13 protein-coding genes and 1 pseudogene are annotated in these 20394 nt (G+C 74.0%); 10 read left to right on the top strand and 4 right to left on the bottom strand.

The features are described from left to right. From ACI79U_RS16840 to ACI79U_RS16875, 8 genes are all read left to right on the top strand, one after another. On the top strand, nt 1–466 hold a 466-nt coding region (locus ACI79U_RS16840; RefSeq protein ID WP_457072813.1), incomplete at its 5' end, for a hypothetical protein. A gap of 337 nt (nt 467–803) precedes the next feature. Beyond that, nucleotides 804–1307: a hypothetical protein gene (locus ACI79U_RS16845; protein ID WP_457070062.1), complete on the top strand. Its 504-nt coding sequence runs from the start codon at nt 804–806 to the stop codon at nt 1305–1307. Nucleotides 1308–1572: 265 nt separating this feature from the next. After that, nucleotides 1573–2565, top strand: a complete 993-nt coding sequence (locus ACI79U_RS16850; protein ID WP_457070064.1) for a glycosyl hydrolase family 18 protein — start codon at nt 1573–1575, stop codon at nt 2563–2565. A gap of 331 nt (nt 2566–2896) precedes the next feature. Next, nucleotides 2897–4075 carry a glycosyltransferase gene (locus ACI79U_RS16855; RefSeq protein WP_457070066.1) on the top strand — a complete coding sequence of 393 codons (1179 nt, stop codon included), beginning with the start codon at nt 2897–2899 and terminating at the stop codon, nt 4073–4075. Next, on the top strand, nt 4063–4251 hold the full coding sequence (locus ACI79U_RS16860; RefSeq protein ID WP_457072814.1) for a hypothetical protein: 189 nt from the start codon (nt 4063–4065) through the stop codon (nt 4249–4251). The genes ACI79U_RS16855 and ACI79U_RS16860 overlap by 13 nt, the downstream gene beginning before the upstream one ends. Beyond that, the gene (locus ACI79U_RS16865; RefSeq protein ID WP_457070070.1) at nt 4248–5777 is read left to right on the top strand and encodes a hypothetical protein; all 1530 of its coding nucleotides are present in this window, start codon (nt 4248–4250) and stop codon (nt 5775–5777) included. The genes ACI79U_RS16860 and ACI79U_RS16865 overlap by 4 nt, the downstream gene beginning before the upstream one ends. Next, nucleotides 5774–6622 carry a polysaccharide deacetylase family protein gene (locus ACI79U_RS16870; protein ID WP_457070072.1) on the top strand — a complete coding sequence of 283 codons (849 nt, stop codon included), beginning with the start codon at nt 5774–5776 and terminating at the stop codon, nt 6620–6622. The genes ACI79U_RS16865 and ACI79U_RS16870 overlap by 4 nt, the downstream gene beginning before the upstream one ends. Nucleotides 6623–7654: 1032 nt before the next feature. Beyond that, nucleotides 7655–8542 carry a hypothetical protein gene (locus ACI79U_RS16875; protein ID WP_457070074.1) on the top strand — a complete coding sequence of 296 codons (888 nt, stop codon included), beginning with the start codon at nt 7655–7657 and terminating at the stop codon, nt 8540–8542. Between the two features lie 137 nt (nt 8543–8679). Here ACI79U_RS16875 and nrfD read toward each other — a convergent pair whose 3' ends face one another. The 4 genes and pseudogenes from nrfD to ACI79U_RS16895 all read right to left on the bottom strand — a co-directional run bounded on the left by nrfD (nt 8680) and on the right by ACI79U_RS16895 (nt 14947). After that, a complete protein-coding gene (nrfD, locus tag ACI79U_RS16880) occupies nt 8680–9786 on the bottom strand; it encodes an NrfD/PsrC family molybdoenzyme membrane anchor subunit (protein ID WP_457070076.1) in 1107 nt (368 codons plus the stop codon). Then, complete coding sequence (locus ACI79U_RS16885) at nt 9783–10919, bottom strand: 4Fe-4S dicluster domain-containing protein (protein ID WP_457070078.1); 1137 nt, start codon at nt 10917–10919, stop codon at nt 9783–9785. Before ACI79U_RS16885 ends, nrfD begins: the two co-directional genes overlap by 4 nt. Before the next feature lie 31 nt (nt 10920–10950). Then, nucleotides 10951–14277, bottom strand: a pseudogene (fdh, locus tag ACI79U_RS16890) (formate dehydrogenase). A 235-nt stretch (nt 14278–14512) separates the two neighbouring features. Beyond that, nucleotides 14513–14947 carry a DUF5313 family protein gene (locus tag ACI79U_RS16895; RefSeq protein WP_457070080.1) on the bottom strand — a complete coding sequence of 145 codons (435 nt, stop codon included), beginning with the start codon at nt 14945–14947 and terminating at the stop codon, nt 14513–14515. 93 nt (nt 14948–15040) lie between these two features. Here ACI79U_RS16895 and ACI79U_RS16900 point away from each other — a divergent pair, with 93 nt between their 5' ends. Together ACI79U_RS16900 and ACI79U_RS16905 are read left to right on the top strand one after the other, a co-directional pair. After that, a complete protein-coding gene (locus ACI79U_RS16900) occupies nt 15041–17656 on the top strand; it encodes a putative bifunctional diguanylate cyclase/phosphodiesterase (protein WP_457070082.1) in 2616 nt (871 codons plus the stop codon). Then, nucleotides 17653–20280: a diguanylate cyclase domain-containing protein gene (locus tag ACI79U_RS16905; protein ID WP_457070084.1), complete on the top strand. Its 2628-nt coding sequence runs from the start codon at nt 17653–17655 to the stop codon at nt 20278–20280. Before ACI79U_RS16900 ends, ACI79U_RS16905 begins: the two co-directional genes overlap by 4 nt. Nucleotides 20281–20394 lie beyond the last annotated feature (114 nt).

Genomic DNA, 20394 nt, shown 5'->3' on the forward strand with positions numbered 1-20394 from the left:
GGTGCTCGTCGTGGCGGTGCTCGTCGTGGCGGTGCTCGTCGTGGCGGTGCTCGTCGTGGCGGTGCTCGTCGTGGCGGTGCTCGTCGTGGCGGTGCTCGTCGTGGCGGTGCTCGTCGTGGCGGTGCTCACCGGAGGCATCCTGCTCTTCCGCGACGAGCCGCTGCCCATCCGCGGCGACGGCGCGATCTGGCCGGAGACCACCGGCAGCCTGGGCGCCAAGACCTCTGCCGACCCGGTGACGATGCAGGACAACGCCCAGCCCATCCCGCCCGACACCACCGTGCAGGTGCGTTGCCGCTTCCACGCGCCGAGCGTCCCCAGCGTCGAGCCCGACGGCTTCTGGTACCTCATCGACTCCGGCGAGTGGGCCGGGCGCTGGTCACCGGCCAACTCGTTCATGAACGGCGACCACCCCGGCCGGCCGACGGTCAACAACACCGACATGGTGGTCCCGGTCTGCCACTGACCCGCGGACGGGTCCAGCGGGAGAACAGGATGTGCGGACCCGGAGCCGGGTAAGGGGGGAGGCAGCCCGGCCCCGGGTCGGTGGTCACTCAACGCGGGCACCGGCCCATCGGGTATCGCCTGATCGGTGGACGCCGCCACGCTGTGTCACCCGATCCGTCGTGACGTCACCCACTCGGTCGTCACTGCGTGACCGTTCCCCGTCAGCACGTGACCGGCGTCGGTGCGCCGCGACCCCGGCTCCCGGGAAACGCATCGACCGGGCCGTCTCACCACCAGGGATGAGAGTCGGTGCCGCACAACTCAACTCGTCCCGGCCCCGGGACGACCACTGCGGTATGCCGATCGCCCTCAACCCGGCTGTCCTCGATGGCCCACGCCTCGACACAGCCGACGCCGTCTCCCTGCTCCCGACCCGCGCGGTGCTCTTCGACCGCATCACCGAGCGCGCCACCGGCACCGACCGCACCCCCGCCACCCTGGTCCTCATCGGACTGCTCCGCCGCGACAACGGCTGGCCCATGCCGGGCAGCCAGCTCGACCAGGTCGCGGCGATGTTCTCCCGCTCCGTCCGCGGCGACGACTGGCTGGCCCGCTCCGGCCCGGCCGAGTTCGCCTTCCTGCTGAACGGCCTCTCCCCCGACGCGGAGATCGCCGCCCACCGGCTGGTCGACAGCGTCGCCGAGGAGGGCATCCCCGGTCTCACGGCGGCCGCCGGCATCGCCGGGCTGAGCCCGGAGACCTCCGCCGGCGAGGTGCACCGCCGCGCCACCCTCTGCCTCACCGCCGCCCGCACCATGGGCGCCGGCAAGGTGATCCGCTACAGCGGCACCCGCCGCTGACCCGACCACCGCCGCAGTGGCGCGGCGAACCCAGGATCGGCATCGTCGCCGCGCCCCCACGGACACTGCCCCGTGTCGCCGAGTCCCGGCGGCGCGGGGCAGTTCACGTTCCCGGACCGCAGCGGCCGAGCAGTCGCATCAGCCCTGCCGACGTGGATGAGCAGCTAGCCTCCGCTCGGGAGCGGGTCGGTCCGGCTGGGCCACCTCCCTGCCGCCGGGTCGTCGCACCGTCTCGCGTGCTGGCCCACGGAACCCAGGAGGCGTGGTGCGTGATGGCCGCACGGGCCCGGTGATCCCGTGGCTGGCCGGTCTGCTGCTGACGGCCCTCGTGACGTGCCTGCTCGTCGTCATCCGGTCGGCACCCGACCCCCCGGCCGGCCAGCGTTCGTCCCCGGCAGGAGTCGCACCCGAGCCACCGCTCCCCGAGTCCGTCGTCGCGGTCTACTGGCGCACGGACAGTTCCCCCCGGCTCACCACCGCCAGCCACGAGGTCACCGTCTTCCTGCTGGCGTTCGCCACCAGCGCCCAGCCCGGCACCGGCCTGCTGACCTTCACGCCCGACCAGGGCAGCGGCGTGACCCGGGACCAGTTGCGCGCCGACATCGCCGCCGTCCAGGCGCGGGGGGCCAAGGTCCTGCTCTCCGTCGGCGGACAGCTCGACGGGGGCATCGCCCTGCGCACCGCCCAACAGGTCAAGGAGGCGGTGGACAGCATCACCGCGATCTGCGACGTCTACGGCTGCGACGGGGTCGACTGGGACCTGGAGCACGGCGGAGCGGCCACCGACCTGGCGAGCCTCGTGTCGGCCAGCGCCAGCCTCAAGGCCGCGCGCGGTGCGGACTTCGCCGTCACCGCCTCGGTGGAGCCGGGCGTGGAGCTCTACGAGCGGTTCGCGGTGGCCACCGGGAGCGCCACCGTCGACGGCGCCACCTACCGTGGCGCGGTCTGCGACCTCTACGGGCCGCAGTTCTACGACCACCCGCAGACACCGGAGGAGCGGATCAGCGACATCGTGGCCGCGGCGCGGCGGATGCGCGACCTCGGCCTGCCGCCGTCCCGGTTCGCGATCGGCACGACGTACGCCGGCTCGGCCCTCGGTGATCCCGGTCAGATGCCCGTCGAGGAGTACCTGGCCGCCTACCGTTCGCTCACCGATGCCGGCCTGGAGATCCGCGGCGCCTACGTCTGGGACATGACCGTCGAGGCCCGGTCCGGATATCCCTTCGCCCGGGCCTTCGGGCGGGAGATGAACCCGTGAGAGTTGCAATGGTCACCCGAATGGGTGTTCTCGGGAGCCATTCATCAGCACGGTGCAATTGGTCGGGAACGCATGGTGATCTTCACCGAAAGAAACCGCTCAGAAACGGTGAGTAGTATTTTCGCGGAAGGCCGGTTTTTGGTTTTCCGGCAGCCGAAACTGCCCTAATCTCCCTCCCGCCAGCTCGGCGGACGCCGCGCAGCATCGCAGGTCAGCCCCCCACCCTCGGGTGGACGAGCGCTGCCCGGTGCCGGGCAACCGGAGAAACGGGGAGGATCGGGAATGGACGCGTGTTCGTTGTCGGGCGTCCGGAGATCGTCGCGGTCGTGACGTGACGACGACAGAGATGCACACCACGGGAACGGTGCTCGCCGAGCCCAACGTGGTCACGGTCCTCCCCCGGGAGGACGACGCCCACACGCTGCCGGAGACCGCTCCTGCGTCACGGCCGGGAGGGCCCCGGGTCACCGCGATCGTCCCGGCGCACAACGAGGAGCTGGGGATCGCGCAGACGATCGACAGCCTCCGCCGGCAGACCCAGCCCCCGGACCGGATCCTCGTCGCCGCCGACAACTGCACCGACGGCACCGTGGCCATCGCCCGGGCCATGGGCGTGGACGTCCTGGAGACGCGGGACAACACGGCCAAGAAGGCCGGTGCGCTCAACCAGGGACTGGCGCTGGTGCTGCCCACGCTCCAGCCCGACGACCTGGTGCTGATGATGGACGCCGACAGCCAGCTGCATCCCGACTTCGTCGAGCGCGCGCAGCGGTACTTCGAGGTGCACCCCCGCCGCGGGGGCGTCAGCGGCTCCTACGTGGCCGCCGAGCACCCCTCGCGCGTGGGGCTGATGCAGCGGATCGAGTACACCCAGGGGTTGCGCACCGTGCACCGCCGGGCCGGCCGCATCCATGTGCTGGCCGGGGCCGCTGCCGTCTTCACCGTCGAGTCCCTGCGCGCGGTCGCCGATCTGCGCGGGTCCCCGGTCATCCCCGGCCGGCGGGGGCAGGTCTACCACGAGGCCTCGCTGACCGAGGACTACGAGCTGACCGTCGCCCTGAAGCGGGTCGGCTACGACCCCCGGTGCGCCCCCGACTGCCTGCTGGTCACCGACATCATGCCGACGTGGGGCGACTGGATGACCCAGCGGCTGCGGTGGCAGCGGGGCACCCTCGAGACGCTCATGGCCTACGGCTTCGTCGACCACACCCGCAAGGCCTGGGCCATCCAGCTCTGGACCTACTTCCGCACGATCGTGCCGGTGCTGATGGTCGCCATCTGGTCCTACGCGCTGGCCTTCGAGGAATTGTCGCTGCACCTGGTGTGGCTGGCCATGATCCCGGTCTTCATGCTCGACCAGCTCGTGGCCACCTGGTCGGCAGGCTGGCGTGCCCGGCTCTATGCCGCCTCGATCCTCCCGATGTGGCTGTACGACCTCGTGCAGTCATTCGTCTACTGGAAGGCACTGTCCAAGGCCCTGCGCGGTGCGGACAAGGAATGGGTCACCTGATGGACGACGGCGACTTCTGGGCGCTGCTGGAAGAGGTCACGCACAACGGGTTCATGGCGGGCACGGCCACGATGACGGCGCTGACGCTGGTGATCCTGGTGATCGCCGTGCGCCGCATCCTGCCCCGGCACGAGCGTGACGAGACGCTGCCCCCGCGCGACGGTCACCGCCGGTGAGCGCCCCGGCAGCAGCTGCCCCGAACTCCTACCGGCCTCCCCACTGGCAGACCGCGCTCGCCGCCAGCCTTCCCGAGCGGTGGCCGGGTGGGCGCGTGCACCGCTGGGCCGGTCGGCTGCCCCTGGTGCTGGCCGCCGCGACCCTCGCCGCCTCGACCCTGCGGCTGCGCAACGGCGCGTCCACCGACGAGGCGCTCGCGCTGAACGCCGGCCACGACCAGATCGTGCACTGGCTGACCCAGGACGGCGTGGGCAGCTACGGCCACTCGTTCCCCGGGGTGCCGTTCGGTTACCCCGTCCTGGCCGCGGCGCTGGACAGCGTCGGCGGGCTGTCCCTGGTCCGCGGCTTCAGCCTCGCCTGCGCCGTGGCCGCGGCCGTGTTCCTGGCCGCGGCGGTCACCCACCACACGTCGCGCCGGGCCGGCTACCTGACCGCGGCCAGCTTCGCGATCTCGGGCCCGGTGGCCGTCGTCGCCGGGCTGGCCACCGGCGACGCGCTGGTGCTGGCGCTGCTGGCCGCGGCGCTGTGGTGCGGCGTCACCCGACCCGGCCCAGGGGCCGCCCTGGTTACCGGCGCACTCCTGGGGCTGGCACCGGTCGTCGAGTACCGCACCGTGGTGTTCGTCCCGGTGGTGCTGCTCGCCGTCCTCCTCATGGCCCGGTCCCGGCGGCACGGTCTCCGCCGCAGCGGCATGGCCGCCGCCGCGGCGGTGTCGATGTGGGGAGCGGCGTGGCTGCTCTGGGCGGACGGCATCCGCGGGGGCGTGCTCTCGACCACGTGGTACCTGCAGGCGCTCGGTCCCCGCCCGCGGAGCGAGCTGTTCGGCTGGCTGGCCCTCGACGTGGGGGTGCTGCTCGTGGTGGCGGCGGCGGGTGTCGCGGTGCTGCGCCGGCAGGGCGCGGCCGCTGCCCTGCTGGCGGTGGTGCTGCTCTGCGGCGGGCTGATCGTGCCCCTGACGCAGCTGCGGGTGGGCGAGTCGGTGTCCTTCGACCGGAACCTGGCCTGGTCCGCCCTGTTCCTCGCCCCGCTGGCGGGGGTCGCCCTCGCGGCCCTGTCGCGCCGCACCTGGAAGCTGGGACCGGTCTTCCTGATCCTCGGTGTGGCCCTGCTGTTCGGCGTCTCCCGCTCGGGCTCCGTCTACGCGACCTGGCCGGACGTCGCCCCCGTGGCCGGGACCATCGCCCAGGACGCCACCCCTGGCCGCTACTTCGCCAGCGGCACCGCCGTGGACCCCCTCGCCTACCACACCCGCGACCTGCCCGGTGTGCACTGGGAGAACACCTACGCCCTGTACGCCCAGGGCGACGACGCCGTCCGGGTGGCGATCGAGGACCTGCGCTACCAGACCGTCGTCCTGAACTCGGCCAGCACCGGGTCGCCGGTGGAGGACGCCCGGCAGGCCGTGCTGCTCCAGGCGCTGCGGGACAACTCCGCCGACTACCGGCTGGTCGCGAGCATCCCGGTCGACGAGCACGCCAGCACGGCCATGTGGTCGGTCTACCAGCAGGTCGGGGCGGCCCGATGAGCGATCGACGCTCCCGACGCCGGTGGTTCCGGCTCGCCTCGCTGACCCTGGCGACGGCGCTGGCTCTCGCCCTGGCCGGCTACCGCGTCGCCACCGACGTGCCGGTCGACACCGCCTCCGCGACCGCGGAGTCCGGCCCGGACGCCGGATGGCGCCCGGTGGCCAACGACTGCTCCGGCGGCCACGTCACGTTCACGTTCGACGACGGCCCCCGCCAGTACAGCAGCGCCGTGCTGGACCGGCTCGCCGCGCTCCGCCTGCAGGCGGTCTTCTTCTGGACCGGCTCGAACGTCCTCGGGCGCCAGCACCTGGTGCGCCGCGCCCTGGCGGACGGCCACGTGATCGGCAACCACACGTTCGACCACCCGGACCTGGTCACCGGCGTGCTCCCCGACGGCGAGCGGATCGCTCCGTGGGGCCCGGAGCAGGTCCGTGCGCAGTTCGAGCGGACCAACGAGCTGCTGGTCTCCTACGGAGCTCCTGCTCCGCAGTACTACCGGCCGCCGTACGGCTCGATCGACAGCACGGCGGACGACGTGGCCCGAGAGCTCCGACTGCGCCTGGTGATGTCCTTCGGTCTCGACGAGGAGCAGAACATCGTCGACTCGCACGACACCGAGGGCCTGCCCACGGCGGCGATCGTGGCCAACGTGACCCGGGGGATGACGGACGGGGCGATCATCACGATGCACGACGGACGGTCCCGGTCGACCCCCACCGCCATCGAGGCGCTGCAGCCGATCGTCGACGTGATGAACGACCGGAAGCTGTGCTCGACGACCGCCATCCCACCGGATGCCACGGGTGGCGCACTGGAGCGGGCACCGCAGAACATGCCCGAGTGACCCGCCCTGGTCGGGGCTTCCTCCGACGCTGGTGCGCCGACGCCACCGACCACAGAACTGGCGGCTCGACTCCGACGCCGCCAGCCCGGCGTGCGGGACCGGACGACTCGAGCTCCTCACCCTTCCGGAGGAATCCGTGCCGGAACCGTTGCCCGAGGCCCGTACCCGCCGCCAGGCTGCGTCCCCTACGAGCACGGGGGTGCGAGATGACGTGGTGGGCGTGGCTGATCATCGGATGGGCCGGTGCGATCTGCCTGGTGGGGCCGTTCGTCGGCCACACGTTGCGGCGGATCGACGACATCGAGTGGACGACGCCGCCCGGGGCCGCACCGGCTCCGAGCGCGCCCCCCGTCCCGGCTCCGCGCCCGGCTCCGAGCCCGGCTGAAGAGCCCGCGCCCGCACCCGGGGGCCTGGCCGCCTGACCTGGCCCGCGGCCCGCACCAGGACGCCCGGATCGGGCCCTGCACCGGGAGTCTGACGGCCTGATCGCGCCCTACCATTGACGGGAGCGCCCGGCCGGGCGAACCTTGCTGATGAGGGACGCGGCAGCGGGCCGAGACGAGGGACTCTGTGGCGTGGTGGTGGCTGCTGGTTGCGTGGCCCGTGGCCGGGCTGGTCGCGGCCTCGGTGCTGTGCGCCGTCATCCGGCGGATGCCCCGGGACGCCGACCATGAGCTGATCCCGCCGGCGTCCGACCGGGTCTCGCGGCCACGGGCCCGGGCAGTGCACTGCCGGCCTGCGTCCCGCCCGCCGGCCGGCCGCCCCGAGGGCGCGCCCCCCGCTCGGCCACGCCCGGCGACCACCGGCACGTGGGAGACCGCCGTGTCGGCGGCTGGGTGCACGCACCGGTCGCTGCGGGCGCCACTCGCCGCTCGCGCCCGACGCCGTCGCGCCACCGTCTCGGTGTCGGTCTCGTCCCGACACCACCAGCCGGTGCGGTCGGTCCGTCCCCTCAGCGCCGGTCCGTCGTCGGTCCCACGCACCGGCCGGATCAGGTCGGCGTGGACCCGCGGCGCCTCCCCCCGCCGGGCTGTGCCCGGCCGCGGCGCGCAGCGACTGCTCGCCCTCACCGCGCTCTCCGCCATCGCGCTCGCGCCGGTCCTGGCCCGGTCCGGCAGCAGCCTCGGGTTCAGCGACCCCCTCGCCGCCGAGCTCGCCGCGCACCCCGACAAGGTGCCGGCCACCCTCGAGGCCCTCAACCAGGGCGCCGCGGTGTCCGGCCTGGCCACCCCCATCTCCGTCCCCGAGTGGGAGGCGGCCCTGGCCGCCCGCGCCCCGGTGGACGCCCCCGACCGGACGACGAAGCGCGGCACGGACATCCAATCCGACCCGACCACCAGCGGCTCGCGCCGGACGGGTGTGTCGCCGGCGACCTCGGCCGGGGCGCCCGACAGCCCGGCGACGGTGCCGCCGGCCCCCGTGCCCGGTGACCAGCCACCGGCGGGCGACTCCCCCGCCGACGAGGGCACCCCCATCCCCGCGCCGACGCCCACCCCCACGGACCCGGCCGACCCCACGGACCCGGCCGACCCGACCGACCCGGCCGAGCCCACCCCGACTCCCAGCCCGACCGACCCGGCCGACCCCACCCCGACCGACCCGGTCGACCCCACGGACCCGGCCGACCCGACCGACCCGGGCGAGCCCACCCCGACACCGGGCCCGACGGACCCGGCCGACCCCAGCCCGACCGACCCGGTCGACCCCTCGGAGCCGGCTCCGGACCCGACCCCCAGCCCGACCGAGCCGACCCAGCCGGCCGAGCCGACCGAGCCGGCCGAGCCGACCCAGCCGGAGCCGACCGGGCCGACGCCGAGGCCGACGCCGACCGAGCCGGACCCGTCGGCCCCGGCCGACGACGTCGTCCCCCCGACGCCGTCCGCACCTACCGCGTCCCCCTCGTCTCCCGCCGGGCCGTAGCCGCTGCGACGGCGCGCCCAGCGGCCGGGGCACGGCGACCTCTGGGTCTGCGGGCGCCCGGAACGACGAACTGCCCCGCACCACCAGCGGCGGTACGGGGCAGTCCGGGTGGCACGGTTCCTAGCCGGACGAGGGACCTAGCGGACGACGGACTTCGCCACGTGCTGGTCGGCGTCGGCGGCGGCTTCGCGCGCAGCCATCCGGGCCCGCTGCGGGACGACCGTGTACTTCGGGTCGCGCGCGCTGGCCATGCCGGCCTCGAAGACGCCGAACCGGGTGAGCAGCGAGCCGGCGGCCAGCAGCGCACCGGAGACCGCGGCCCCGGCCCGGGTACGGCCGGCCACCACGGTCAGCCCGGCGCCGCTGGCGGTGCACGCCTTCGCGGCCTTCATCATCTTCCCGGCCTTGCCCTGCTGGTAGGGCTCACCGACGATGCCGTGGTCGTGCTCGACCTTGTGCATCGCGGCCAGCTCGACCGCCGCGCCGGCGACCGCCATCTTCCGGGCCGGCCCCGCCTCGGCGACCGGGGTGAACGCCATGCAGATGCCGCCGCCGGCGGCCATCCCGGAGCCGGCGAACACGAACGGCAGCTCCTTGTACGGCTCGTGCCACGACGGCACCGCGGTGTTGGCCAGCAGCACCGCCGTGTAGGTGGTCATCGGGCCACCGAAGACGGCGGAGGTGGAGCCGACGACCTTCCGCAGCCCGGGGAACCAGCCGGCGATCCGCCGCAGCCCGAACTTCTGCAGCCCGGGGAAGGCCTCCAGCAGCTGGATCCCCGCGGTCGCCGCGGTGAGCGCGCTGAACGGCGCCAGGATGTAGGAGCCCACCGACAGCGGGGACGTCGGCTTGATCACCCGCAGCATGTGCAGGAACCGCGCCGGCCGGCCCAGGTCGTGGATCAGCCAGACGACCGAGGCCAGCGCCCCGCCACCGGCCGTGTAGTGCGCGGCCCGGGTCAGCGCCGGGCGACCGGTCACGTCGGCGATCGCGCCGAGCACCGCGGAGGAACCGGCCGCGCCACCCAGGAACAGGTACAGCGGCACGTCCGGGGTCTTCCACACCGGCGGCTTGATGATCGGCCGGCCGTAGTACGAGGTGAACTCGGCCTCGTCGACGGTCGGGTCGCCGTCGCGGCCACCGCCACGACGGCCGCCCTTGCGCCGCTTCTTCTCCCGCGCCTGCGCCGGCGGGCCGTCGGCCCGCCGCCAGCCGGCGCCCGGCGTCACCAGTCCCTCGGTCATCGGCGCAGCCCCTTACGTGAGCCCAGCACGGCGGACAGCGCGAAACCGACCACCATGGCCGCGCCGCCGACGGCGTGCTTCCACATCGACGGCAGGTCGCGGGTGGTGACGATCGGGTCCGGCGGCAGGCCGTAGACCTCCGGCTCGTCGAGCAGCAGGAAGAACGCCCCCGCGCCACCGACGCCGTCGTCCTCGTCGCGCCCGTAGAGCCGGGCGGTCTGCACGCCCTGCTCCTTGAGCGTGGCCAGCCGCGCGTCGGCGCGGGCCTGGAGCTCGTCCAGGTCGCCGAACTGGATCGACTGGGTGGGGCACGCGGTGGCGCAGGCCGGCTGCAGCCCGTCGGTCAGCCGGTCGTAGCACATCGTGCACTTGAAGACCCGGCCGTCGTCCTTGCGCTGGTCGATGACCCCGTAGGGGCAGGCCGGCACGCAGTAGCCGCAGCCGTTGCAGATGTCGCCCTGCACGACCACGGTGCCGAACTCGGTGCGGAACAGCGCCCCGGTCGGGCAGACGTCCAGGCAGCCGGCGTGCGTGCAGTGCTTGCACACGTCCGACGACATCAGCCAGCGGATCTCACGGTCGGCCGAGTGGCCGGTCTGCGGGTCGTACTCGCTGAGCGCCTCGGCGTTGAGCACGCTGGACTGCGCGGTCAGCCCGCCGTCGGCGTTGCCGCCGTGCGACGTCGCGTGCGCGTCACCCGGGGCGGCGCCGCTCCCGCAGCCCCCACCACCGCTCCCGCAGCCGGCCGCGGGTGCACCCGCGGCCTCGCCACCGGCCCCCGGCAGTCCGATGCCCGGCATCGGCAGGTCGACGGCCCGGCTCTGCTCGACGAACGCCACGTGCCGCCAGGAGTTGGCCCCCAGCATCCCGGTGTTGTCGTAGGACATCCCGGTCAGGGCCATGGCGTCGCGGTTGCCGTCCGCGTCGTCCATCGGGAGCGTGTTCCACTCCTTGCAGGCGACCTCGCAGGCCTTGCAGCCGATGCAGACCGAGGTGTCGGTGAAGAAGCCCACCCGCGCCGGGTGGTCGTCGGCGTACCCGGCCTCCCCGCTCACGTCGGGCAGCGGGCCGTAGAGCCGGTTGGCCGGGTCGTTGCCGGTGAGCGCCGGGCTCGCCGAGCTGACGGTCGTCACGAGCGCTCCTCCTCCATCGGGTCGCGCCGCATCAGCTCGTCCCCTCCTCGATCGGTACCCGGCCACCGCTGGGGATCAGGCCCGACTGCACGCCCGCCCGGATCCGGTAGTCCTCCACGTACTGCACCAGCGCCTCGCCACGCGGACGCCGCCCGGGCTGGATGTCGCAGGTGGCGACCTTGGTCTCCTGGATGTGCACGTTGGGGTCCATGACCACGCCGAACAGGTCGTTGCCCGAGTCGCCGGTGGACAGCCCCTGCTCACCCCAGTGGTAGGGGATGCCGATCTGCTCGACGACCTGGCCGCCCTTGAGCTTCATCGGCCGGATCCGCTCGGTCACCAGCACCCGTGCCTCGATCGCCGTCCGGGCGCTGATCAGCGTCGCCCAGCCGCCGTTCTCCAGCCCGCGCTCCTCGGCCAGCTGCGGGCTGACCTCGACGAAGAACTCCGGCTGCAGCTCCGACAGGTAGGGCAGCGTGCGGCTCATCCCACCGGCCGTGTGGTGCTCGGTCAGCCGGTAGGTGGTCATCGCGTAGGGGTAGACCGTGCTGCGCGGCGGGTTGCCCCGGTTGTACGCGGCCTGGATCTCCTCCCGGCCCGGGTTGGCCTGCTGGCCGTACAGCGCGTTCTCCACCGGCGACTCGGCCGGCTCGTAGTGCGCCGGCATCGGACCGTCGGCCAGCCCCGCCGGCACGTACAGCCAGGCCTTCCCGTCGGCCTGCATGACGAACGGGTCGCCGCCGCCCAGGCCGGCCTGCGCGGTCGCGCCCTCCGGCGGCACGTAGTCCGGCCGCTTGGTCGCCTCGAAGTCGGGGACGTCGTGACCGGTCCACTTCCCGGCCTCCTCGTCCCACCAGACGTAGGCCTTGCGCTCGCTCCACGGCTTGCCGTCCGGGTCGGCCGAGGCGCGGTTGTAGAGCACCCGGCGGTTCGACGGCCAGGCCCAGCCCCACTCGGCGGCCACCCAGTCCTGCTCCCGGCCGGGCTTGCGCCGGGCGGCCTGGTTGACCCCGTCGGCGTAGACGCCGGTGTAGATCCAGCAGCCGCCGGTGGTCGACCCGTCGTCCTTCATGTCCAGGTAGGTCGAGAGCATCTCGCCGTCCGGACCCCAGCCGTTGATCTCCCGCAGGACGGCGTCGGCGCTGGGCTCGTCGTGCTCCCCGTGCGTCGGGTAGTCCCAGGTGAGGTCCAGCAGCGGACGGTCCCGCGGGTCGGTGGACCCGGCCAGCTTCTCCCGGATCCTGCGGCCCAGGTGGAAGTAGAACCACAGGTCGCTGCGGCACTCGCCCGGCGGCTCGACCGCCTTGTGCCGCCACTGCAGCAGCCGCTGCGTCTGGGTGAAGGTGCCTTCCTTCTCCACGTGCGTGGCCGCGGGCATGAAGAAGACCTCGGTGGCGATGTCCTCGGTGACCAGCTCCCCGGTTTCGATCTCCGGGGCCGTCTTCCAGAACGTCGCCGACTCGATCATCTGCAGGTCGCGGACGACCAGCCACTCCAGGTTGGCCAGCCCGAAGCGCTGCATGCGCCCGTTGGCGCTGCCCACCGCCGGGTTCTCGCCCACCAGGAAGTAGCCGGGCACCTTGCCCTGGACCATGTCGGCGACCGTGGTGTACGTGCCGTGGTCACCGGTGAGCCGGGGCAGGTAGTTGAACGCGAAGTCGTTCTCCGCCGTCGCCGCGTCGCCCCACCAGGACTTGAGCAGGCTCGTCGAGTACGAGCGCATGTTGCCCCAGAAACCGATGCGGTCGTCGCTGGAGGAGCAGAAGCTGTCCAGGTCGGTGTGCTGCTGGGCGTGGGGCATCGGGATGTAGCCGGGCAGGATGTTGAACAGCGTCGGGATGTCGGTGGAGCCCTGGATGCTCGCGTGCCCGCGCAGCGCCAGGATCCCGCCACCCGGGCGGCCCATGTTGCCCAGCAGCGCCTGCAGCACCGACGCCGTCCGGATGTACTGCACGCCCACGGTGTGGTGCGTCCAGCCCACCGAGTAGACCCACGCCGTCGTCCGCTCGCGGTTGCTGTTCGCGGTGACCCACTCGGCCACCTTGAGGAACACCTCGGGCTCGATGCCGCAGATGTCGGCGACCATCTCCGGGGTGTACCGGGCGTAGTGCCGCTTGAGCACCTGGAAGACGCAGCGGGGATGCTGCAGCGTCTCGTCGCGCTTGGGCCGGCCGTGGATGTCGGCCGAGCCCTGCGCGCCCTGCTGCTGGTCGGCCTCCTTGACGCCCTCGGTCTCGTCGTCCTCGCCGTCGTCGGCTGCGTCGTCGGGCCGGTCGCTCTCCTCGCCGTCCCGGAAGGCGGACCCGCCGGGCTGGCTCGGCGAGCGCTGACCGGCCGAGGCGGGCACGTTGACGCCCTCGTACTGCCAGGTGGTCTCGTCGTACTGACCGGTCTCCGGGTCGAACCCGGAGAACAGGCCGTCGAGGTCCTCGGTGTCCTGGAAGTCCTCACGCAGGATCGCCGCCGCGTTCGTGTACGCGACCACGTACTCGCGGAAGTCCAGGTCGTTGTCCAGGACGTACTTGATCAGCCCACCGAGGAACGCGATGTCGGTGCCCGCGCGCAGCGGGACGTGCAGGTCGGCCAGCGCGCTGGTGCGGGTGAACCGCGGGTCGATGTGGATGACCTTCGCGCCCCGCGCCTTGGCCTCCATGACCCACTGGAAGCCGACCGGGTGGCACTCGGCCATGTTCGAACCCTCGATCACGATGCAATCGGAGTTCACCAGGTCCTGCTGGAAGTTCGTGGCGCCGCCACGACCGAACGAGGTCCCCAGACCGGGGACCGTCGCGGAGTGCTATATGCGGGCCTGGTTCTCGATCTGGATCGCGCCCATGGCGCTGTAGAGCTTCTTCATGAGGTAGTTCTCCTCGTTGTCGAGGGTCGCCCCTCCGAGGCTCGCTATCCCCAGCGTGCGGTTGACGGGGTGGCCGTCCACCTCGTCCTGCCAGCCCTTGCGGCGGGCGTCCAGAACGCGATCGGCGATCATGTCCATCGCCGTGTCGAGGTCGAGGTCCTCCCACTCCGTCCCGTGCGGACGGCGGTACTTGACCGACGTGACCCGGCTCGGGCTGGTGACCAGCTGCTTGCTGGCGCTGCCCTTGGGGCAGAGCCGGCCGCGGCTGATCGGCGAGTCGGGGTCGCCCTCGATCTGGACGACCTGCTCGTCCTTCACGAAGATCCGCTGCCCGCAGCCGACGGCGCAGTACGGGCAGACCGACTGCACCACCCGGTCGGCGGTGGCCGTTCGGCTGACCACCTCTTCGGTCGCCTTGCTGCGCGCGGCCTTGCCACGCCCCAGCGGATCAGGACCTGTCAGCTGCCGGAACACCGGCCATGCATCCAGCCACGTCTTCACCCGTCGAAGCTTGCCACCTGTTTGCGGACCTCGCGCGTCCGGCTCCCCGTCCTGGCGAGTCGGGTCGACACCGGACGGTGACTGCGGACCACGGGCCGCGGAGGGGTTGAGCCGCCCCACCGGACGGTGAACCGTGCTGTGGCACGGCTCACCCCCGGGTCAGCTGGCTCGACCCTCGCCACAGCAGCGGCAGATGGCCCCGGCACCGGCACCGGGGGACGACGGCGCGGGGCGGTCAGCTCTCGCCGCGGTAGCGGGCCGCCCGGCGGGCCGCGGCCTCGCGCTTGCGCACCGACTCCGCCGCCAGCCGCTGCCGGGTCGCCCGGTCGTGCGCCGCCGCCGCCGTGCCCGCCGGGTAGCCGGCCCGCACCAGCCGGTGCTCGGTGGTCTCGGTCATGTAGGCCAGCGAGAAGATCAGCCCCATCGCCACCCCACCGAGGGCGGCCATCCCGCGGATCCAGAACGGGCCGGGCACCAGCAGGAGCACCAGGGTGACCGGGACGGCGAGCTGCACCAGCGACCGCAGGACGTGCCGCCACGCCCAGGTGCGGGTGGTGGTGTCGTGCAGCACCCAGGAGCTGTGCCGGGCGGGCAGCCGGCCCCCGAAGGCGTAGCCCAGCCACCGCAGCGGCCCGGGGCGCACCACCGGGCCGCCGTCCGGAGCGTCCACGGGCTGCACCCCTCGTTCGTACCACTCCCCCCGAGGGGTGAGCCGCCGGCGCCAGCGGTGGAGCAGTGCCCCCGCCGTCCCGAACACCGGGGGGTGACCTCAGGAGTGCTCGCCGCCCCGGTGCGGGCCCTCGCCCGCCCGGGACGGCGCGCGACGACCGCGCCGCGGATGGGCCGTGCGCTGCTGCTGGCCCTCGCCGTCGCCCTGGCGACGGGGGCAGCCGGCCCCGCCCTCGGCCCGATGGCCCCGGTCACGCTCAACTTCGCGGTCATCATCGGGGCCACCGTGCTGCTCGTCCGTGCGGCCGCGCGCAGCGCCCACCCGGCCGCCTGGCGCTGGTACGCGCTCTCGGTGGGGCTGGGCGGTGGCGGCGCGGCGCTGGCCGGGGTGCTGGTGCCCTGGGGGCAGACGGCGCTGGGCAGCATCCCCGGTCAGCTGCTGGTGGTGGTGGCGATCACCCGGCTGATCGACCTGCGCGGGCTGCGGGCCCGCCGCCCGCAGCTGCTCACCTCGCTGGTGCTCTTCGTCATCGCCGACCTGCTGACCGTGCACACCATCTACCGGCTGACCATCGCCGACACCGGCCTGCTGTCCCGGCCCGCGACGATCGCCATGTTCGGGCTGCTGTTCGCCATCGCCATCGGCACCGGCTGCTCGCTGCTGCTGGTGGCGGCCAGCCCGCCGGCCGCCCGGCGGGTGGGCCTGCTGGTGTTCGGCGCCCAGTGCTGCGCCTCCGTGGCCGCCGGGTTCTCCTCGGTCACGTCGGGCCCCGGGCCGGTGCAGTACCTGGCCTGCTCGCTCAGCGTGCTCGGGCTCTGCCTGGTCGGCATCGCCGTCCACACCGACCGGCCCGGGCCGGACGACGGCGGCGACGACCCGCGCAGCAGCTCGGCGCTGGGCGCCCTGCTGCCGCACGTCACGGCGATGGTCGGCGGTGGCCTGCTGCTGGTCAGCGTGCCGATCACCGGCTCGCTGACGATCACCGGCAGCGCGCTCGGCCTCGCCGGACTGGCCGTGCTGACCAGCCACCAGGTGGTGTCCTGGCGGGCGCAGCAGCGGCTCACCGCCGAGCTCACCCGCTCCGAGGCCTACTTCCGCACCCTGGTGCGGGGCAGCGCCGACCCGATCGTGATCCTCGACGACGAGCTGCGGGTGCGGTGGGTCTCCCCCGCCATCACCGACCTGCTCGGGCTCGACCCGCAGCGCACCATCGGCCTGGCCGTCGCCGACGCCGTCCACCCCGACGACGCCCCCGGGCTGATCGCCGCGCTGGGCGCTCCGCAGCCCAAGGGCGCGGAGACCAAGACCCGCACCGCCCGCATCCAGCACGTGGACGGTCGCTGGCGGCTGATCCGGGCCCAGGTGCGCGACCTGCGCGGCGACCCCGACGTCGGCGCCCTGGTGCTGTACTGCCGGGACGTCAGTGCGACCGCCCCGCGCCCGGCCGACACCGACCTCAGCGCCCTCAGCACCACCGACCCGGCCACCGGCCTGCCGAACCGCTCCGCGCTCACCCAACGGCTGACCGCCACGCTCCGGGACACCTCGACGGGAGCCGCCGCCCTGGTGGTCCTCGGCGTCGACGGGCTGCCCCCTGGCGGCGACCAGACCGTGCTTCGCGAGCTGACCACCCGGTTCAGCCGCGCCCTGCGGGGCGACGACTGGCTGGCCCGCGCCGGCGTGGACGAGTTCGCCGTGCTGGTCCAGGGCACGATCGCCGACGCCGAGACGGTGGCCGGCCGGCTGGTGACCGCCGTCGAGCCGGTGCCCACCGGCAGCGGCACCGTGCGGCTCACCGCCACCGCCGGCGTCACCTGGCTGCCGACCGGCACCGACACCGACGCCGGCGAGGCGCTGCGCCGGGCCGACCTGGCGCTGCGGAGTGCCCGCGCGGCCGGCCCGGGCCGGGTGCACCGGCACTCCGACGCGCTGCGGATGACCCAGGACCGCGAGGACGCGCTGCGCGCCGACCTGGCCCAGGCGCTCGCCGGCGACCAGCTGCACCTGGTCTACCAGCCGGTCGTCGACCTGGCGCTGCACCGGGCGACGTCGGTCGAGGCGCTGCTGCGCTGGCGGCACCCGGTCTACGGCGAGGTCTCCCCCGCGGAGTTCGTGCCGCTGGCCGAGGAGTCGGCGCTGATCACCGAGCTGGGCCGCTGGGTGCTGCACCAGGCCACCGCGACCGTCGCCGGCCTGCCGCACGACGACCTCGCGGTCGCCGTCAACGTCTCCGCCCGGCACCTGCGCACCGGCGAGCTGGTGGACGACGTGCTGGCGGCGCTGGAGGAGAGCGGGCTGCCCGCGTCGCGGCTGGTCCTCGAGATCACCGAGTCGGTGCTGCTGGACGACGGCCACGTCGTCGCCGACCTGGAGCTGCTGCGCCGCCTCGGCGTGCGGATCGCGGTCGACGACTTCGGCACCGGCTGGTCGTCGCTGGCCTACCTGGTCGGCCTGCCGATCGACGTGCTCAAGATGGACCGGCAGTTCCTCGCCGACGTCGAGCACGACCCCCAGCGCCGGGCGCTGTGCGCCTCGGTGCTGCACCTGGGCACCAGCCTGGGCCTGGCCGTGGTGGTCGAGGGCGTGGAGACGGCGGCCGAGCTCCAGCTGCTGCGCGACATGGGCCACCGCTTCATCCAGGGCTACCTGCTGGCCCGCCCGATGCCTCCCGAGGCACTGATCGGCGGCCTGCCCGCGGTGACGGGGTGAACGACCACCACGGGCCACGGCTGCGGCTGCCCGTGCTGCTGACGCTGGCCGCGCTCGCCGTCGCGCTCCCGTTCAGCCCGGCCGGTGCCCTGCCGCAGTGGGACGACGTGGTGATCGCCGCCTTCGGGGGCTGGGCGGCCTGGCAGTGCGTCCGCCTGACCCGGGCGATGCACCGCCGGGACCGGCTGCCCTGGCAGGTGCTCGGCGCCAGCGCGCTGCTCTACTCCGTCGCCAGCGTGCTGGCGGCGGCGGGGAACGGTGGCTCCGCGGACGGCCTGCGGCCGGCCGATGCGTTCATGCTCCTGGCCGCGTTCGGCCCGCTGGTCAGCGCAGCGCTGATCGGCGGCCGGGTGCGCGGCACGCGGTGGCCGATCCTGGTGATCGACGGGGTCATGGTCACCGTCGCCCTGGTCGTCGTCGCCGACCTGCTGGTGCTCTCCCCCGCGCTGGCCCCCGGTGCGATCGCCCCGGAGCTGCAGCCGGTGGTGCTCGCCTACGGCCTCTACCCCGCCGTCGCCATCGGCGCGGTGGGCGCGCTGTGCACGGTCTCCGCCGAGGCGGTGCACCGGTCGGCGACGGGGATCATCGTGATGACCGCGCTGCTCGGGCTCGGCTCGGCGCTGGTCGCGGCGCACATCCTGGCACCCGTCGAGGTGCTGGTCGCCGTCTCCGACGTCGCCGTCCTGCTCGGCCTGGCCACCGGCGTGCGGGCAATCGCCCTGGCCCCGACCGGCCCCGCACCCACCGGCGCCGCGAGCGGGGAGCCGGTGCCCCGGGTGAACGCCGCCGGGATGGCGATCGTCGTCCTCGCCCTGGTCGGCGCCCCGGTGACCCTGCTGCTCGCCGTCGTCCTGGACCTGCCCATCGGCGCCGGGGAGATCTCCTGCACCGCCGCGCTGATCCTGCTGCTGCTGGCGCGCACGGCGTTGCGCTTCCGGGAGAGCGGCCGGATGGCGCAGGACCTGCTGCGCAGCGAGGAGGACTTCCGCGGCCTGGTCGAGGCCAGCTCCGACGGCGTCGCGATCGTCGGCGCGGACCTGCGCCTGGAGTTCACCTCCCCGGCGGCCCGCACCCTGCTGGGGCTGTCCGGCGCCACCCCGCACCCGCCGCTGCTGGACCTGCTGCACGAGGAGGACCGGGCCCGCGTGGCACGGGAGCTCACCGCCGTCGTCGGCGAGCTGACCCCGGCGATGCACCTGCGGCTGCTGCCGGCCGGCGGTGAACCGCGCGAGCTGGAGGTCACCCACCACGAGCGGCCCGGCAGCGGCCGGCGGGTGCTGCACCTGCGCGACGTCACCACCCGCCGACGGCGCGAGCGCGAGCTGGAGCGGATGGCGTTCACCGACCACCTCACCCGGCTGCCCAACCGGGCGATGCTCTTCCAGGAGATGGCCCGGCTGACCACCGACGCGGGCGACCGCTGCCTGCTGGTGCTCGACCTCGACGGGTTCAAGGCGGTCAACGACACCGCCGGCCACGAGACCGGCGACCTGCTGCTGGTCGAGGTGGCCCGGCGGCTGAACAGCCTGCTGCGCGCCGACGACCTGGTCGCCCGGCTCGGCGGCGACGAGTTCGCCGTGCTGGTCGCCGGCGCCGAGGACCCGGCCGCCGAGGCCGCGCAACGCGTCGTCGACGTCCTCGCCCACCCCTACCGGATCGGCGAGCAGACCTTCGTCGTCGGCGCCAGCGTCGGGGTGTCCCCGGTGCGCCCCGGCGGCGGCCAGCTCGCCTTCCGCGAGGCCGACACCGCACTGCGCGCCGCCAAGCAGGCCGGCAAGGGCTGCTGGCGGGTGCACCGCACCGACCGCGTCGCCCAGGCCGCGGCCGGCAGCGACGTCGCCGCGGCGCTCGCCGCCGGCGAGGTGCAGCTGCGCTTCGACGTCGTCGCGGACGGCGAGACCGGCGGGATCGCCGGCCTGCACGCCTCCCCGGTGTGGGTGCACGCCGAGCTCGGCACCCTGCCGGCCCCCGAGCTGTGGGCCGCCGCCGAGCGCCAGGGGCAGACCGCGGCGCTCCAGCAGTGGCTGCTGAACCGGACCTGCGCCGACGCCGCCGCGCTGGACCGCGAGCTGCGGGTCGGCGTCGACCTGCCCGCCGGGCTGGTGCACGCCGACGAGCTGCCCGGAGAGGTCACCGCCGCGCTCGCCGCGGCCGGCCTGCCGCCGCGGCTGCTCACCCTCTGCTTCTCCGAGGAGGTGCTGCAGACCTCCGCGGCCACGCTGGTGCCCGCGCTGCACACCGTGCACGACGCCGGGGTGCAGCTGGCCCTCACCGGCTACGGCATGGGCTCCACCCTGTGGTCGCAGCTCAGCCGGGTGCCGCTGGACGTCGTCGTCGTCGACGTCCGCGACCTCGCCGGCCGCGGCGACACCGGCCAGGCGCTGCAGGTGCTCGCCGCGATCCACTCCAGCGCGCTGTCCCTCGGCGTGCGCACCATCGCCGCGGAGATCTCCTCGGTGGAGACGCTGCACGCCATCCGCCGGCAGGGCCTGGTCGCCGTCGCCGGATCGGTCTTGCCCGCCGGGCTCACCCACCCGCAGGTCGGGTCGCTGCTGCGCCACCCCTCGGCCGCGCTGCAGGCCGCCGTGCTGCCCGAGCAGCGCGATCGCGCCGAGGTGGGGTGAGCGCGCCGGACCCGGCCGCCACCCCGCCCTGAGCACGCCCACTTCTCGCGAGTCGCCAAAGTGGCCACTTTGGCGAAAAGAGGGTGGGTGGTGGGGCGGACGGACGTCCGTTTG

The sequence above is a fragment of the Modestobacter sp. SYSU DS0904 genome (genome assembly GCF_054051115.1).

Coding starts and splice junctions, on each gene's coding strand:
- ACI79U_RS16845 (WP_457070062.1), top strand. CDS start 804: ATGCCGATCGCCCTCAACCCGGCTGTCCTCGATGGCCCACGCCTCGAC.
- ACI79U_RS16860 (WP_457072814.1), top strand. CDS start 4,063: ATGGGTCACCTGATGGACGACGGCGACTTCTGGGCGCTGCTGGAAGAG.
- ACI79U_RS16870 (WP_457070072.1), top strand. CDS start 5,774: ATGAGCGATCGACGCTCCCGACGCCGGTGGTTCCGGCTCGCCTCGCTG.
- nrfD (WP_457070076.1), bottom strand. CDS start 9,786: ATGACCGAGGGACTGGTGACGCCGGGCGCCGGCTGGCGGCGGGCCGAC.